The following is a 14,371-nucleotide window of genomic DNA, read 5'->3' on the forward strand; positions in this document are numbered from 1 at the left end:
GCAGGTGATCAGGGTTCGAAGCGGTAGCCCATGCCCGGCTCGGTGATCAAATACCGGGGGTGCGAGGGGTCCGCTTCCAGTTTGCGCCGTAGCTGAGCCATGTAGACCCGCAGGTAGTTGGTGTTCTCCCCGTAGGTCGGCCCCCAGACCTCCAAGAGGAGCTGCCCCTGCGTGATCAATCGACCCGGGTGGGTGATGAGGATCTCCAGCAGCTGCCACTCGGTCGGGGTCAGCCGTACGGTGCGCTCGCCCCGTCGCACCTTCTTCGCGACCAGGTCAACGGTGAACTCGTCGGTTGTGACCACGGCGACTTCGTCAGCCTGTGAAGCTTCTGGTGTTTCCTGTCTCCGGGCAGCTGCCCGGAGCCGGGCCAGGAGCTCGTCCATGCTGAACGGTTTCGTCACGTAGTCATCGGCGCCGGCGTCCAAGGCCCTGATCTTGTCCTCCGACGTGTGGCGTGCGGACAGGACCAGGATGGGGACCTTGCTCCAGTCGCGGACACCCTTGATGACGTCGATGCCGTCCATGTCGGGCAGCCCGAGGTCCAGCACTATGACATCCGGCTTGCGGGCGGCCGCGAGCCGCAGGGCCGATCCGCCGTCTGAAGCCTCTTCGACCTCGAAATTGCGCGCCTGGAGATTGATCTTCAGCGCGCGGACGAGCTGAGGGTCGTCCTCCACCACCAGCACCCGGGTCATCGGTGTGCAGCCTTTCCGTTCGTGAGGGGCACGGCAGGAAGCCGGCGGGGCGCTGGGGGCACCTCCCAGTGGTGGCTGGGGGAGCTCCGTGCCCCGCCGACTCGCAGTCCGTGCGGATGCGGACCTCAGCTCTTGGACAGCGCCTTCAGGGCGATGTTGAGCTCAAGGACGTTGACGCGGGGCTCGCCCATGAAGCCGAGCGTGCGGCCCTCGGTGTGGTCCTCGACCAGCTTCTCGACCTGCTTAACGTCGAGCTTGTTCCGCTCGGCGACCCGGTGGACCTGGAGCTTGGCGTACTCCGGGGAGATGGTCGGGTCGAGGCCGGAGCCGGAGGAGGTGACGGCATCGGCCGGCACGTCTTCCGGCTTGACCTGGTAGGAGGCGGTGGAGTTGTCAGTGACGACGGCGTCCTTGGCGGCGAGGACCTGGGCGCAGAGGGAGCCCTCCTCCGCGTCCTTGGTGCACTTGCCGCCCACGGCGCCGTTGTCGGCGGAGCGGTTGGTGGCGCCGGACAGGATCAGCGAGTACTGGGTGTTGACGCTGTTGCTGCCCAGACCGTTGGACGGGCGCGGCTGGAACCACTTGAGGTCCGGCTTTGCCGCCTCCTCGGCGTCGTTGGGGTCCTTCTTCGGCAGGTTGTAGGTCTGGCCGATGAGGGAGGATCCGACGACCTGGCCGCTCTTGTCCTTGGTCTCGGAGCCGTTGGCCTTGTCGTTGAACAGGGCCTGGGCGACGCCGGTGACGGCCAGCGGGTAGATGACCCCGCAGATCACGGTCAGGACGAGCAGGGCACGCAGGCCCGCACCGATCAACCGTGCCGTGTTTCCTACAGAGTTGTTCATTGTCGTCTCAGCCGATTCCGGGGATGAGGGAGATGAGCATGTCGATGATCTTGATGCCGATGAATGGGGCGATCAGACCGCCCACGCCGTACAGCCCCAGGTTGCGGCGGAGCATCTTGTCGGCGCTGGTCGGCTTGTACTGGACGCCCTTGAGGGCGAGTGGTACGAGCGCGATGATGATCAGCGCGTTGAAGATGACCGCGGAGAGGATCGCCGATTCGGGCGAGGTCAGGCCCATGATGTTGAGCTTGTCGAGGCCCGGGTAGACCACGGCGAACATGGCCGGGATGATCGCGAAGTACTTCGCGACGTCGTTGGCGATGGAGAAGGTGGTCAGGGCGCCCCGGGTGATGAGGAGCTGCTTGCCGATCTCGACGATCTCGATGAGCTTGGTGGGGTTGGAGTCGAGGTCCACCATGTTCCCGGCTTCCTTGGCGGCCGAGGTTCCCGTGTTCATCGCGACGCCTACGTCGGCCTGCGCGAGCGCCGGGGCGTCGTTCGTGCCGTCACCCGTCATCGCGACGAGCTTGCCGCCGGCCTGCTCCCGCTTGATGAGGGCCATCTTGTCCTCGGGCGTCGCTTCCGCGAGGAAGTCGTCCACGCCCGCTTCTTCCGCGATGGCCTTGGCTGTCAGCGGGTTGTCACCCGTGATCATGACGGTCTTGATGCCCATGCGGCGGAGCTCGTCGAACCGCTCCCGCATGCCCTCCTTGACCACGTCCTTGAGGTGGATGACACCCAGGATCCGGGCGCCCTTCTCGTCCTTGACGGCGACCAGTAGCGGCGTGCCGCCGGCTTCCGAGATCTTGTTGGCGAGGAGGTCGGCGTCGTCGGAGACCTGGCCGCCCTGTTCCTTGACCCAGGTGATGACCGAACCGGCAGCGCCCTTGCGGGTCTCCTTGCCGTCCACGTCCACGCCCGACATACGGGTCTGGGCGGTGAAGGCGATCCACTCGGCGTGGGCCAGCTCGCCCTGGTGGCGTTCGCGCAGCCCGTACTTCTCCTTCGCCAGTACGACGATGGAGCGGCCCTCGGGGGTCTCGTCCGCGAGGGAGGAGAGCTGGGCGGCGTCGGCCAGTTCGGCCTCGGTGGTGCCCTTGACGGGGACGAACTCGGAGGCCTGGCGGTTGCCGAGGGTGATGGTGCCGGTCTTGTCGAGCAGGAGGGTGGAGACGTCGCCTGCGGCTTCGACGGCCCGGCCGGACATGGCCAGGACGTTGCGCTGGACCAGGCGGTCCATGCCCGCGATGCCGATCGCGGAGAGCAGCGCTCCGATGGTGGTCGGGATCAGGCAGACGAGCAGTGCCGTGAGCACGATCATCGACTGCTCGGCGCCCGCGTAGATCGCGAACGGCTGCAGGGTGACGACCGCGAGCAGGAAGACGATCGTCAGCGAGGCGAGCAGGATGTTCAGCGCGATCTCGTTCGGCGTCTTCTGCCGGGCCGCGCCCTCGACCAGGGCGATCATCCGGTCGATGAACGTCTCACCCGGCTTCGTCGTGATCTTGATGACGATCCGGTCGGACAGCACCTTCGTACCACCGGTGACGGCCGAGCGGTCGCCGCCCGACTCGCGGATCACAGGAGCGGACTCGCCGGTGATGGCGGACTCGTCGACGGAGGCGACGCCCTCGACGACGTCACCGTCGCCGGGGATGATGTCTCCCGCCTCGCAGACCACCAGGTCGCCGATGCGCAGCTCGGTGCCGGGGACCTGCTCCTCGCCGCCGTCCTTGGTCAGGCGGCGGGCGACGGAGTCGGTCTTGGCCTTGCGCAGGGTGTCGGCCTGGGCCTTGCCGCGGCCCTCGGCCACGGCCTCGGCGAGGTTGGCAAAGATCGTGGTCAGCCACAGCCAGGCGGTGATGGCCCAGCCGAACCAATCGGTCGGGTCCTTCAGCGCGAGGACGGTGGTGACCACCGATCCGATCAGGACGACGAACATGACCGGCGACTTGATCATGACCCGGGGGTCGAGCTTGCGCACCGCGTCCGGGAAGGACTTCAGCAGCTGCTTCGGGTCGAAGAGACCACCGCCCACGCGCCCGGCGGGCGGCTTGTGGCCGGTTGGCAGGTCGTCGTGCGGAGCCCTGGTGGGTGTGGCGGTGCTCATGATGCGAGCCCTTCGGCGAGCGGTCCCAGCGCCAGGGCCGGGAAGTAGGTCAGACCGGTGATGATGAGGATCGTGCCGACGAGCAGGCCGGTGTAGAGCGGCTTGTCCGTACGGAGCGTGCCCGCCGTCTCCGGGACGGGCTTCTGCTCGGCGAGCGAGCCGGCCAGCGCCAGGACGAACACCATGGGCAGGAAACGGCCGAGCAGCATCGCGATGCCGATGGTGCTGTTGAACCACTGGGTGTCGGCGTTCAGGCCGGCGAAAGCGGAGCCGTTGTTGTTGGCGCCGGAGGTGTAGGCGTACAGCACCTCGGAGAAGCCGTGCGCGCCGGAGTTCAGCATCGAGTGCGGCGGGGTGGGCAGGGCCATCGCGGCTGCGGTGAAGCACAGCACGAGGGCGGGGGTGATGAGGATGTAGCAGGCGGCGAGCTTGATCTCGCGGGTGCCGATCTTCTTGCCGAGGTACTCGGGGGTGCGGCCGACCATCAGTCCGGCGATGAACACCGCGATGATCGCCATGATCAGCATGCCGTAGAGACCCGAACCGACGCCGCCGGGCGCGATCTCGCCGAGCTGCATGCCCAGCAGCTGGATGCCGCCGCCGAAGCCGGTGAAGGAGGAGTGGAAGGAGTTGACCGCACCGGTCGAGGTCAGCGTGGTCGCGACCGAGAAGATCGCGGAGGCACCAATGCCGAAGCGGGTCTCCTTGCCTTCCATCGCGCCGCCGGAGACCTCGAAGGCCGGGCCCTTACCCGCGAACTCGGTCCACATCATCAGAGCGGTGAAACCGAGCCAGATGATCGCCATCGTCGCGAGGATCGCGTAGCCCTGGCGCAGGTTTCCGACCATGCGGCCGAAGGTCCGGGTCAGCGCGAACGGGATGACCAGGATCAGGAAGATCTCGAACAGGTTCGAGAACGGGGTGGGGTTCTCGAACGGGTGGGCCGAGTTGGCGTTGAAGTAACCGCCGCCGTTGGTGCCCAGCTCCTTGATGACCTCCTGCGAGGCGACCGCGCCGCCGTTCCACTGCTGCGTGCCGCCCATGAACTGGCCGACCTCGTGGATGCCGGCGAAGTTCTGGATGGCGCCGCAGGCGACCAGGACGATCGCGCCGAGGACGGCAATGGGAAGCAGGATGCGGACGGTGCCGCGGACCAGGTCGACCCAGAAGTTGCCGAGCTCGCCGGTGCGGGAGCGCGCGAAGCCCCGTACGAGGGCGACGGCGACGGCCATGCCGACCGCGGCCGAGACGAAGTTCTGCACCGCGAGGCCGCCGGTCTGCACGACGTGGCCCATGGCCTGCTCGCCGTAGTACGACTGCCAGTTGGTGTTCGCCACGAAGGACGCGGCGGTGTTGAACGCCTGGTCGGGGTCGATGGCCTGGAAGCCGAGGGAGCCGGGCAGGATGCCCTGGGCGCGCTGGAGGGCGTAGAGGAAGAGGACGCTCACGGCGGAGAAGGCGAGGACGGCGCGCAGGTAGGCGGGCCAGCGCATCTCGGCGGTGGGGTTGGCGCCGATGGCCTTGTAGATCCACTTCTCCGGCTTGTAGTGCTTCTCGGAGGAGTAGACGCGGGCCATGTAGTCGCCCAGCGGGCGGTAGGCCAGCGCGAGCGCGGCGATCAGCGCGAGGAGCTGGAGCACACCAGCGAGAACGGGACTCATCGGTGGCTAGAACCTCTCCGGGTACACAAGGGCGAGGACGAGGTATCCGAGCAGGGAGACGGCCACGACGAGGCCGATGATGTTTTCGGCGTTCACAGCTTGGTCACCCCCCGGGCGATGAGAGCCACCAGCGCGAACACCGCGACCGTGGTGACGACGAAGGCCAGATCGGCCACCGTGAGCTCCTGGATGAAGAGGGAGGAAATGAATCGGCCAGATGGCCGATGACGAGATAACCGTGTCTTCATCCCGGCGTTAAGACACCTTGACGGGGTCCATACGGGCGCAGGGGAACTCTTAACGCCACACTTACGCGTGAGGCCACGAATCGAGGGTCAGCCCTGGTGGGACAGGCCGGCCGTGTCCAAGGCGGCGCCGGCTTGCGCGGCCAGCGCGACAGCCACCAGGCGGGCCTCTTCGGGGGGCAGGGGGCGGTTCGGGAGCGGGTCGAGGAGGAAGCGGCCGTAGTAGTGGCCGCCGCCGACGACGCGCAGTTCGGTCTCCCCGTCCGGCCAGTCGGCGTACTCGGTGATGTGGCTGCCGCTGCGCAGCCACAGTCCGCCGTCGTGCTGTAGGCGCGGCCGGTCCCCGAGGAGCCTTCCGTACTCGAAGCGGCAGCCGCGCAGGCCCAGCAGGCCGACGAGCTCGCGGCGTACGTACTCGACCACCGCCTCCGGCGAGCTGCCTTCCTCGACCAGTCGAGCGGTTCCCTGGAGGCTGGACAGGTGCGCGGCGTCGGTGACCACGACGGTCCGGAGCCGCCGTACGCGTACGGCCAGCTGTGAGACGATCAGCCCGACGACGAGCAGGAGGACGGCTGTCTGGATCTCGTCACCGTCGGCGATGGTGAACTGCTGGTAGGGCCTGGTCAGGAAGAAATCGAACCAGGCGGCCGCAGAGAGTGCGGCCAGCGCACCGGCCGCTCAAGTGCCGAGGGCGGCGACCGCAACCACGGCGACGACCATGATCAGAGCCTCGTTCGTTGCCGAAAGATCCGTACGGAACGGAACGAGCGCGAGCGCGACGATGAAGGGGACCACGAGGGCCGCGAGCAGGACCGCACGGTCGTGGAACCGGTACCCGGACATGTGAGGCCTCCTGTCCGGACGCGACGATCTTGAATCAGAACCTCTCGGGCTTGATCAGTGCTGCCACGAGATAGGTGAGCAGAGCGACGGCGACGGTGAGCCCGACCACGTTTTCCGCGTCCATCAGTGTGTACTCCTTGCGATTCCGTCGGGCATGAGTCGCCCACATCAAGCCTGCCCCCGGTCGGAGAAGGAGCCACGCGCTCTGGCGCGGTCTTGACGCACCTCATACGACATACCGACCCCGGCGTCAGGAGTGCGTGAAGAGTGCGGCGGCGGTCGTATGGATTCCGCCAAGAGCACTGGTCATTCGGCCATGCCATCCCGACGCTGTCCTCACTTTGTCCAATCGGAGGAACAGCGAAGATGGCCATAGACATGGGCAAGACGACCGCGGCAGAACAGGCCCCGGGAGCGGAGGAGCCTCCTGATACCGGCGTACGGACGCCTCCCGAGCCGGGGGACCGACACCGGCTGACCGCACTCCAGGGCCTGGCCGCGCTGTCGCTGGACGCGATGGCCTCCGTCGCGTACGGACCCGAGTCGATCGTGCTGGTGCTGGCGGCGGCCGGTGCGTACGGCCTCGGGTTCACCCTCCCCGTCACCCTGGCGATCGCGACGCTCCTGGCCGTTCTGGTGGCCTCGTACCGGCAGGTCATCGCCGCGTTCCCGGACGGTGGCGGCTCGTACGCCGTCGCCAAGAAGCACCTCGGCCGACGCGCCAGCCTGGTGGCCGCGGCCTCGCTGATCCTCGACTACGTGCTGAACGTGGCCGTCTCCGTCACCGCCGGCGTCGCCGCCCTGACCTCGGCCTTCCCGGAGCTGTACGGGGAACGGGTGTGGATCTGCCTCGGGGTGCTGGTCCTGGTCACGGCGGTGAACCTGCGCGGGGTCGTGGAATCCGCCAAGGCGTTCCTCGTGCCGACCGCCGTGTTCGTGGGCTCGATCCTTGCCATGGTCGTGGTCGGTCTGTTCCGTGACGGCCCGGTCAGCACCGCTTCGGCCGCCGGACACGCCTCCGCACTCGGGGAAGGCGCCACCACCGTCGGCGCGCTGTTGCTGCTGAAGGCCTTCGCGGCCGGTTGCTCCGCCCTGACCGGCGTTGAAGCCGTGGCCAATGCCGTCCCGTCCTTCCGCGCCCCGGCGGCCCGGCGGGCCCAGCGCACCGAAGTGGCGCTCGGCGCTCTCCTCGGTGTCATGCTGATCGGGCTGTCGGTCCTGATCGGCCGCTTCCACCTCCAGCCCGTGGAGGGCGTCACCGTCCTGGCCCAGCTCGCGGACGCCTCGTTCGGCCACAACGCCGCCTTCTACGTCGTCCAGTTCGCCACCATGGCGCTGCTGGCGCTCGCCGCGAACACCTCCTTCGGCGGGCTGCCCGTCCTGATGAGTCTGCTGGCACGCGACAACTACCTGCCGCACCTGTTCGCCCTCAAGGCGGACCGCCAGGTACACCGCCACGGCGTGGTGTGGCTCGCGCTCGTGTCGAGTGCTCTGCTGGTGTTCTCCGGCGGCGACACCAACACCCTCGTCCCGCTCTTCGCGATCGGCGTCTTCGTCGGCTTCACCATCTGCCAGGTCGGCATGGTCCGGCACTGGTTCGGCGAGCGGCCCAAGGGCTGGCAGGCCAAGACCGCCCTCAACGGCTTCGGCGCACTGCTCACCGGAGTCTCGGCGATCGTCGTGACCGCCACCAAGTTCACCGAAGGTGCCTGGCTGATCGTGCTCGCCCTGCCGCTGATCGTCCTCGCGTTCGAGAAGATCCACTGCGCCTACGCACAGATCGGCGAACGCCTGGAACTCGGCCGTATCCCTCAGGCTCCCCAGCGCTCCCGCTCCCTGGTCGTCGTGCCCGTCTCAGGGCTGTCCCGCCTGACCTGCCAGGCGCTCACCGCTGCCCGCTCGCTCGGCGACGAGGTCCTCGCCGTGACCGTCACCCACTCCGGGCCGGAGGACCGGCAGGCAGCCGAAGCGCTCTGCCGGGACTGGGAGTTGTGGAAGCCGGGCGTCGAGCTGATCGAAGTCTCCTCCGATACCCGTTCGCTCGGCCGCCCGGTGTCGGCGTACGTGCGCGAGCTGACGCAGGCACACCCGGACGCCCAGGTCACCGTCCTCATCCCGGAAACCGAACCCGCCCACCTGTGGCAGCGGATGCTGCAGAACCAGCGCGGCTCCGTCGTCGCCCACGCGGTACGCCGCGATACCGACGCCGTCATCTGCCGACTGCGCTTCCGCATCACCTCCGACGTGTGTTGACGTGCCGTTGACGGTGGCTTGACGCGTCTCGTGCGTCGCCGTCAAGAAGGTGCCAATTCCCCCGCACACATGGGGTTTTCCTCTGGAACGGGCAGTAGTTTCCTGCCTGTTGCGCCGGCGGGGAGCTCGACTACTCACATGACGGCCGAGGGGGTCCATGCGAGACAGTCCCCGGCGGCGACACCCCTCACGCGCACCCAGTCCTTGCCCGACCTTGCCGGCAGGGGGTGCCCAGCCGAACTCACCAGAAGGTCGCTTCATGCCTCCCGCCGCCGCGCAGCACGTTCCCCCGGATCTCGGCACCCCCTCGCGGACCCCGGTCGACCGGCCGTCCCGGAAACGCTTCGGCCAGGTGAACGTGCTGGAGCCCGAGCTCCTCGCCACCTCGACCCGGGAGGCCGTTGCCAAACTCCATCCGCGTGAGCTGGTGAAGAAGCCGGTGCTGTTCGTCGTCGCGGTCGGATCGGTCCTGACCACGCTCTCGGCGCTCATCCACCCGTCCGTCTTCACCTGGGTGATCAGCGTCTGGCTGTGGCTGACGGTCCTCTTCGCCAACCTCGCCGAGGCCGTCGCCGAGGGCCGCGGCCGCGCCCAAGCCGAATCGCTGCGCAAGGCGCGCACGGACACGGTCGCGCTGCGGCTGAAGCACTGGACGTACGGGACGAACCTGCGCAGCGCCGAGACCGAGGTGGTGACCCCGGCCGAGCTCCAGCCGTTCGACTTCGTCCTCGTCGAAGCGGGGGAGCTCGTCCCGGCCGACGGGGATGTGGTCGACGGTGCTGCGATGGTGGACGAGTCGGCCGTCACCGGTGAATCGGCCCCGGTGCTCCGGGAATCGGGCGGTGACCGGTCCGGTGTCACCGGGGGCACGACCGTCCTCTCGGACTCGATCGTCGTGCGGGTCACCTCGCGCTCCGGGAACAGCTTCATCGACCGGATGATCGCGCTGGTCGAGGGCGCCTCCCGGCAGAAGACTCCGAACGAGATCGCGCTGAACATCCTGCTGGCCGCCCTGACCGTCATCTTCATCCTGATCGTGGTCAGCATCCAGCCGATGGCCGCCTACGCGGGCGCCGCCCAGTCGACGACCGTCCTGGTCGCCCTTCTCGTCACCCTCATCCCGACCACGATCGGCGCCCTGCTCTCCGCGATCGGCATCGCCGGCATGGACCGCCTGGTCCAGCGCAACGTCATCGCGATGAGCGGCCGCGCCGTCGAGGCCGCCGGCGACGTGAACACCCTCCTCCTCGACAAGACCGGCACCATCACCCACGGCAACCGCGAGGCCGCTGCCTTCATCCCGCTCCCCGGCGTCGACCACATCAAGCTCGCGGACGCCGCCCAGCTGTCCTCCCTCGCCGACGAGACCCCAGAAGGTCGATCCGTTGTATCGCTGGCCCAGCAGTACGGGCTCCAGCCGGCCGCCGCCGAGGATCTCAGCAACCCCCGCTTCACCGAGTTCAGCGCCCGCACCAGGATGAGCGGCGTGAACTTGAGCTGGGACAACGGAGCGGGCTGCGCCATCCGCAAGGGCGCGGTGGTGGAGGTCATGGACTGGGTGGCGATGCGCGGCGGGACCGTACAGGCGGAGGCCGCGGCCTGGTCCGCTCAGGTCTCGCAGTCCGGCGGAACCCCTTTGCTGGTGGCGGTCCACGACTGGGACGGGCCCCGGGTTCTCGGCATCATCCACCTCAAGGACGTCGTCAAGGAGGGAATCCGGGAGCGGTTCGCGGAGCTGCGGAGCATGGGGATCCGTACGGTCATGGTGACCGGCGACAACGAACTGACGGCCCGCGCCATCGCCGCCGAGGCCGGTGTGGACGAGTACCTTGCCGAGGCCACGCCCGAGGACAAGCTGGCCCTGATCAAACGGGAGCAGGCTGGCGGCAAGCTCGTCGCGATGACCGGCGACGGCACCAACGACGCCCCGGCCCTCGCGCAGGCCGACGTCGGGGTGGCCATGAACACCGGTACCTCGGCCGCGAAGGAGGCCGGGAACATGGTGGACCTGGACTCCAACCCCACCAAGCTCATCGACATCGTGGAGATCGGCAAGCAGCTCCTGATCACCCGGGGCGCGCTCACCACTTTCTCCATCACGAACGACGTCGCCAAGTACTTCGCGATCATCCCCGCCATGTTCGCCTCGGCCTACCCGGGCCTCGGCGCGCTCAACATCATGGGCCTGAGCAGCCCCACCTCCGCGATCACCTCGGCGATCATCTTCAACGCCCTGATCATCGTCGCCCTCATCCCGCTCGCCCTGCGCGGCGTCCGCTACAAGCCCGCCTCCGCACACGACCTGCTCCGCCGCAATCTCGGCGTCTACGGTCTCGGCGGCCTGATCCTGCCCTTCGTCGGCATCAAGCTCATCGACCTCCTGGTGTCCACCATCCCCGGCCTCGGCTGACGTTCGGCAACGGCTCATCAGAGGAAAGACCACGGCCGCGTCAGGCCGGCCAGCGTTGATCCACACTTCGCTGGTTCCCCTGCGGGGGCGGCCTCCGTCCGGGCCGCCCCCGCTCCTCGTTCGTGACACTGTTGCTGCCCGCTTGCCCGCTTGCCCGCTTGCCCGCTTGCCCGCTTGCCCGCTTGCCCGCTTGCCCGCTTGCCCGCTTGCCCGCAGGCAGGCTGCTGTCACTTACGCCCGAAGACGTTCACTACGCCACAGGTGGCTCTGTACGCGTTAAGGACGTGTCAGGATTGGCTCAGCCGCGGGCAAGAGATCAGTCTGCGTACGCTTGCTCCGCCGTCGATGTCGATGGCTGATTCTTTGCCGTACGACAGGAGCACCCCACGATGGCCACCCCTGCCCGCTCCTCGCGCCTGCGCGCGTGGCTGCTGGAAGGCCTGACCGCCGAGAACAGTTCACCCGCCGCCAAGGAGACAGCGGCCCAGCCCCACGGGCGGCCCTGGTGGCGTGTCATGTGCCTCACGGGTCTCGACTACTTCTCCACCCTCGGCTACCAGCCTGGAATCGCGGCGCTCGCGGCGGGCCTGCTGTCGCCGCTGGCGACCATCGTGCTCGTGCTGCTGACCCTCTTCGGCGCCCTGCCGGTGTACCGGCGGGTCGCCGAGGAGAGCCCGCACGGCGAGGGCTCGATCGCGATGCTGGAGCGGCTGCTGACGTTCTGGAAGGGCAAGCTGTTCGTCCTGACCCTGCTCGGGTTCGCGGCGACGGACTTCCTCATCACCATCACGCTCTCGGCGGCCGACGCCACCGCGCACCTGGTGGAGAACCCGCACCTCACCAGCACCCTCAACGGCCACCAGGTGCTCATCACCCTGATCATGATCGCGCTCCTCGGCGCGGTGTTTCTTAAGGGCTTCAGCGAGGCCATCGGCGTGGCCGTGGTCCTGGTGGCCACCTACCTCGCGCTGAACGTCGTCGTCGTGGCCGTCGGCCTGTGGAAGGTGCTCAGCGAACCCCAGGTCATCACCGACTGGACGGAGGCTCTGACCGCCGAACACGGCAACGCCTTCATGATGGTCGCCATCGCCCTCGTCGTGTTCCCGAAGCTCGCGCTCGGCCTGTCCGGGTTCGAGACCGGTGTGGCGGTCATGCCGCATGTCGAGGGCGACCCCGGTGACACCGAGGAGAAGCCAGCCGGCCGGATCCGCGGCGCCAAGAAGCTGCTGACGACCGCGGCCCTCATCATGAGCGTCTTCCTCATCACCAGCAGTTTCATCACCACGCTGCTGATCCCGCCCGCCCAGTTCCAGCCGGGCGGCGAGGCCAACGGCCGTGCCCTCGCCTACCTCGCGCACGAGTACCTGGGCTCGGCCTTCGGCACCGTCTACGACATCTCCACGATCCTCATCCTGTGGTTCGCCGGCGCCTCGGCCATGGCCGGCCTGCTCAACCTGATGCCGCGCTACCTGCCCCGCTACGGCATGGCCCCCTCCTGGGCCCGCGCCCTGCGCCCGATGGTCATCGTCTTCACCCTGATCGCGTTCCTGGTGACCTGGATCTTCGACGCGGACGTGGACGCGCAGGGCGGTGCGTACGCCACCGGTGTCCTGGTCCTGATCACCTCGGCGGCGGTCGCCGTGACCATCGCCGCTCGGAAGGCCGGCCAGCGGGGCTGGACGATCGCCTTCGGTGTGATCTCCGCAGTCTTCGTCTACACCACCGCCGTCAACGTCGCCGAGCGCCCCGACGGCGTGAAGATCGGTGCCTGCTTCATCGCCGGCATCATGGCGCTCTCCCTTCTCTCCCGCCTCGCCCGCGTTTTCGAGCTGCGCGTCACCCACATGGAATTCGACGACATGGCCCAGCGGTTCATCCGCGACACCGCCAACCGGACGATCCGCTTCATTGCTAACGAGCCGGACAGCCGGGACCTTGACGAGTACCGGCAGAAGAAGCAGCAGATCCGCGCGGACAACGACATCCCGGCCGAGGACGACGTCATGTTCGTCGAGGTCACCGTCCTGGACGCGTCCGAGTTCGAGTCCGGGATGCGGGTGCGCGGAGAAGTGCTCCATGACCGTTACCGCGTGCTGACCCTGGAGAGCTCCAGCATCCCCAACGCGCTGGCGGCGCTACTCCTGCACGTGCGCGACGAGACCGGCCAGCGTCCCCACATCTACTTCGAGTGGACCGAGGGCAACCCGATGGCCAACTTCCTCCGCTTCTTCCTCTTCGGCCAGGGCGAGGTCGCCCCCGTCACCCGCGAGGTCATCCGCGAGGCCGAACCGGACCGCGCCCGGCGCCCGCACGTGCACGCCGGCTGACGTCGGCGCAAAGACGCCGACAGGAAACCTTCCGGATCCTCGCCCAGGCGAGGATCCGGAGGGATGCTCGCTGTTGTGACCATCTCCTGGCGCCCCGATCGTGGCATCCGCCAGACCGTACTCGCCCTCGGGGCGGCCGGTCTCACCGTCATCGCCTCCGGCGCGCTCCTCGATGCCCTGTGGCTGCTTGCCGTCGGGGTCTGGGCGGTCATCGCAGCGATGGTGATCGAGCTCGTCTATCGGCCCTAGCTGTCGATGTCCCGGTTGCGGTGGTGCTTGAGAACCGCGGTGCCGCTGCGGCCAGATGGCACGGGTCGGTGACGATCGGCCGGAACTGGCCCGCCGGCTGCCCAGATGGTTCAGCTGAGACCCATCACGCCAGGAGGCGGCGGCATCGGTCGGCCGACTCCATCATGTCGAGGCTGACCTTTTCGAGGAACGCGCCTACCTTGGCCAGCCGTTGCCTCACGGGGCTTTCGAGCTCGTAGGTCTGCGCCGCTGCCGTCGCGGCGTGCGCCGACTCGGGCGTCTGGCGTGAGCTGATCACGATCGAGTGGTACCACGCGTCGTCGACCACGTAGACGTCGCGGCGCCGCTGCGGATCGCGTTCGCGCCGGAAGTATCCCTGCTGGACCAGGAAGTTCATGGCCACGGAGACGGAGGCCGGGCTGACCTTCAGCCTGCGGGTCAGTTCGGCCGCGGTGCGCCTGCCGTCCTCGGACAGCAACAGGTCGACGTGCACGCGCGCCGTCATCCTCGGCAGTCCTGACCTGACCGCCAGGTCGATGATCTCCTCTTCCATCGCGCCGCCCGGTGCTCCGGCCGCGCTCGGGGGTGAGGGTGTGCCACGTCGCGCCCGCTGGACCGTCGCCTGGTGCGCCTGCTGACACGGCCCCATCAGCCGCTACACCCACCCCGGCGGGAAACCCGGCTGGATGATCACCGGATACGACCTGGTCAGGTCGGTCCTGGCCGACCCGCG

General features: G+C 68.2%; 14 protein-coding genes and 1 pseudogene. 4 read left to right on the plus strand and 11 right to left on the minus strand.

The features are described from left to right. Window positions 1-8: 8 nt before the first annotated feature. The 10 genes and pseudogenes from ABZZ20_RS36200 to kdpF (ABZZ20_RS36245) all read right to left on the minus strand — a co-directional run bounded on the left by ABZZ20_RS36200 (window position 9) and on the right by kdpF (ABZZ20_RS36245) (window position 6,523). Window positions 9-698 (minus strand): response regulator, encoded by a 690-nt coding sequence (locus ABZZ20_RS36200; protein ID WP_356877200.1) that lies wholly within the window; start codon window positions 696-698, stop codon window positions 9-11. Window positions 699-823: 125 nt separating this feature from the next. After that, window positions 824-1,540 carry a potassium-transporting ATPase subunit C gene (locus tag ABZZ20_RS36205; RefSeq protein ID WP_356877202.1) on the minus strand — a complete coding sequence of 239 codons (717 nt, stop codon included), beginning with the start codon at window positions 1,538-1,540 and terminating at the stop codon, window positions 824-826. A 7-nt stretch (window positions 1,541-1,547) separates the two neighbouring features. Further along, on the minus strand, window positions 1,548-3,650 hold the full coding sequence (kdpB, locus tag ABZZ20_RS36210) for a potassium-transporting ATPase subunit KdpB (RefSeq protein ID WP_356877204.1): 2,103 nt from the start codon (window positions 3,648-3,650) through the stop codon (window positions 1,548-1,550). Further along, a complete protein-coding gene (gene kdpA / locus ABZZ20_RS36215; protein ID WP_356877206.1) occupies window positions 3,647-5,311 on the minus strand; it encodes a potassium-transporting ATPase subunit KdpA in 1,665 nt (554 codons plus the stop codon). Before kdpA ends, kdpB (ABZZ20_RS36210) begins: the two co-directional genes overlap by 4 nt. A 6-nt stretch (window positions 5,312-5,317) precedes the next feature. Next, a complete protein-coding gene (gene kdpF / locus ABZZ20_RS36220) occupies window positions 5,318-5,407 on the minus strand; it encodes a K(+)-transporting ATPase subunit F (RefSeq protein ID WP_033223114.1) in 90 nt (29 codons plus the stop codon). Continuing rightward, window positions 5,404-5,559, minus strand: a complete 156-nt coding sequence (locus ABZZ20_RS36225) for a hypothetical protein (protein WP_008734570.1) — start codon at window positions 5,557-5,559, stop codon at window positions 5,404-5,406. Before ABZZ20_RS36225 ends, kdpF (ABZZ20_RS36220) begins: the two co-directional genes overlap by 4 nt. A gap of 87 nt (window positions 5,560-5,646) precedes the next feature. Then, window positions 5,647-6,057 carry a hypothetical protein gene (locus tag ABZZ20_RS36230; protein WP_356877209.1) on the minus strand — a complete coding sequence of 137 codons (411 nt, stop codon included), beginning with the start codon at window positions 6,055-6,057 and terminating at the stop codon, window positions 5,647-5,649. A gap of 21 nt (window positions 6,058-6,078) precedes the next feature. Beyond that, window positions 6,079-6,222, minus strand: a pseudogene (locus tag ABZZ20_RS36235) (DUF4118 domain-containing protein); the annotation flags it as partial. A 12-nt stretch (window positions 6,223-6,234) separates the two neighbouring features. After that, on the minus strand, window positions 6,235-6,399 hold the full coding sequence (locus tag ABZZ20_RS36240; RefSeq protein WP_356877211.1) for a hypothetical protein: 165 nt from the start codon (window positions 6,397-6,399) through the stop codon (window positions 6,235-6,237). Window positions 6,400-6,433: 34 nt separating this feature from the next. Further along, window positions 6,434-6,523, minus strand: a complete 90-nt coding sequence (gene kdpF / locus ABZZ20_RS36245) for a K(+)-transporting ATPase subunit F (protein ID WP_356877213.1) — start codon at window positions 6,521-6,523, stop codon at window positions 6,434-6,436. A gap of 242 nt (window positions 6,524-6,765) precedes the next feature. Between kdpF (ABZZ20_RS36245) and ABZZ20_RS36250 the strand changes: the two genes are divergently transcribed. The 4 genes from ABZZ20_RS36250 to ABZZ20_RS36265 all read left to right on the plus strand — a co-directional run bounded on the left by ABZZ20_RS36250 (window position 6,766) and on the right by ABZZ20_RS36265 (window position 13,638). After that, on the plus strand, window positions 6,766-8,652 hold the full coding sequence (locus ABZZ20_RS36250) for an APC family permease (RefSeq protein ID WP_356877215.1): 1,887 nt from the start codon (window positions 6,766-6,768) through the stop codon (window positions 8,650-8,652). 259 nt (window positions 8,653-8,911) lie between these two features. Next, a complete protein-coding gene (gene kdpB, locus ABZZ20_RS36255) occupies window positions 8,912-11,062 on the plus strand; it encodes a potassium-transporting ATPase subunit KdpB (RefSeq protein ID WP_356877217.1) in 2,151 nt (716 codons plus the stop codon). 389 nt (window positions 11,063-11,451) lie between these two features. Next, entirely contained in the window at window positions 11,452-13,389 is a 1,938-nt protein-coding gene (locus ABZZ20_RS36260; protein WP_356877219.1) for an amino acid transporter, read from the plus strand. Between the two features lie 63 nt (window positions 13,390-13,452). Then, window positions 13,453-13,638: a hypothetical protein gene (locus ABZZ20_RS36265; protein ID WP_356877221.1), complete on the plus strand. Its 186-nt coding sequence runs from the start codon at window positions 13,453-13,455 to the stop codon at window positions 13,636-13,638. Window positions 13,639-13,762: 124 nt separating this feature from the next. Here the strand turns inward: ABZZ20_RS36265 and ABZZ20_RS36270 are convergent, their stop codons facing one another. Beyond that, on the minus strand, window positions 13,763-14,191 hold the full coding sequence (locus ABZZ20_RS36270) for a winged helix-turn-helix domain-containing protein (RefSeq protein ID WP_356877223.1): 429 nt from the start codon (window positions 14,189-14,191) through the stop codon (window positions 13,763-13,765). Between the last annotated feature and the right edge of the window lie 180 nt (window positions 14,192-14,371).

Source organism: Streptomyces sp. NPDC006430 (assembly GCF_040612395.1).
In the GTDB taxonomy this organism is placed as follows: Bacteria; Actinomycetota; Actinomycetes; order Streptomycetales; family Streptomycetaceae; genus Streptomyces.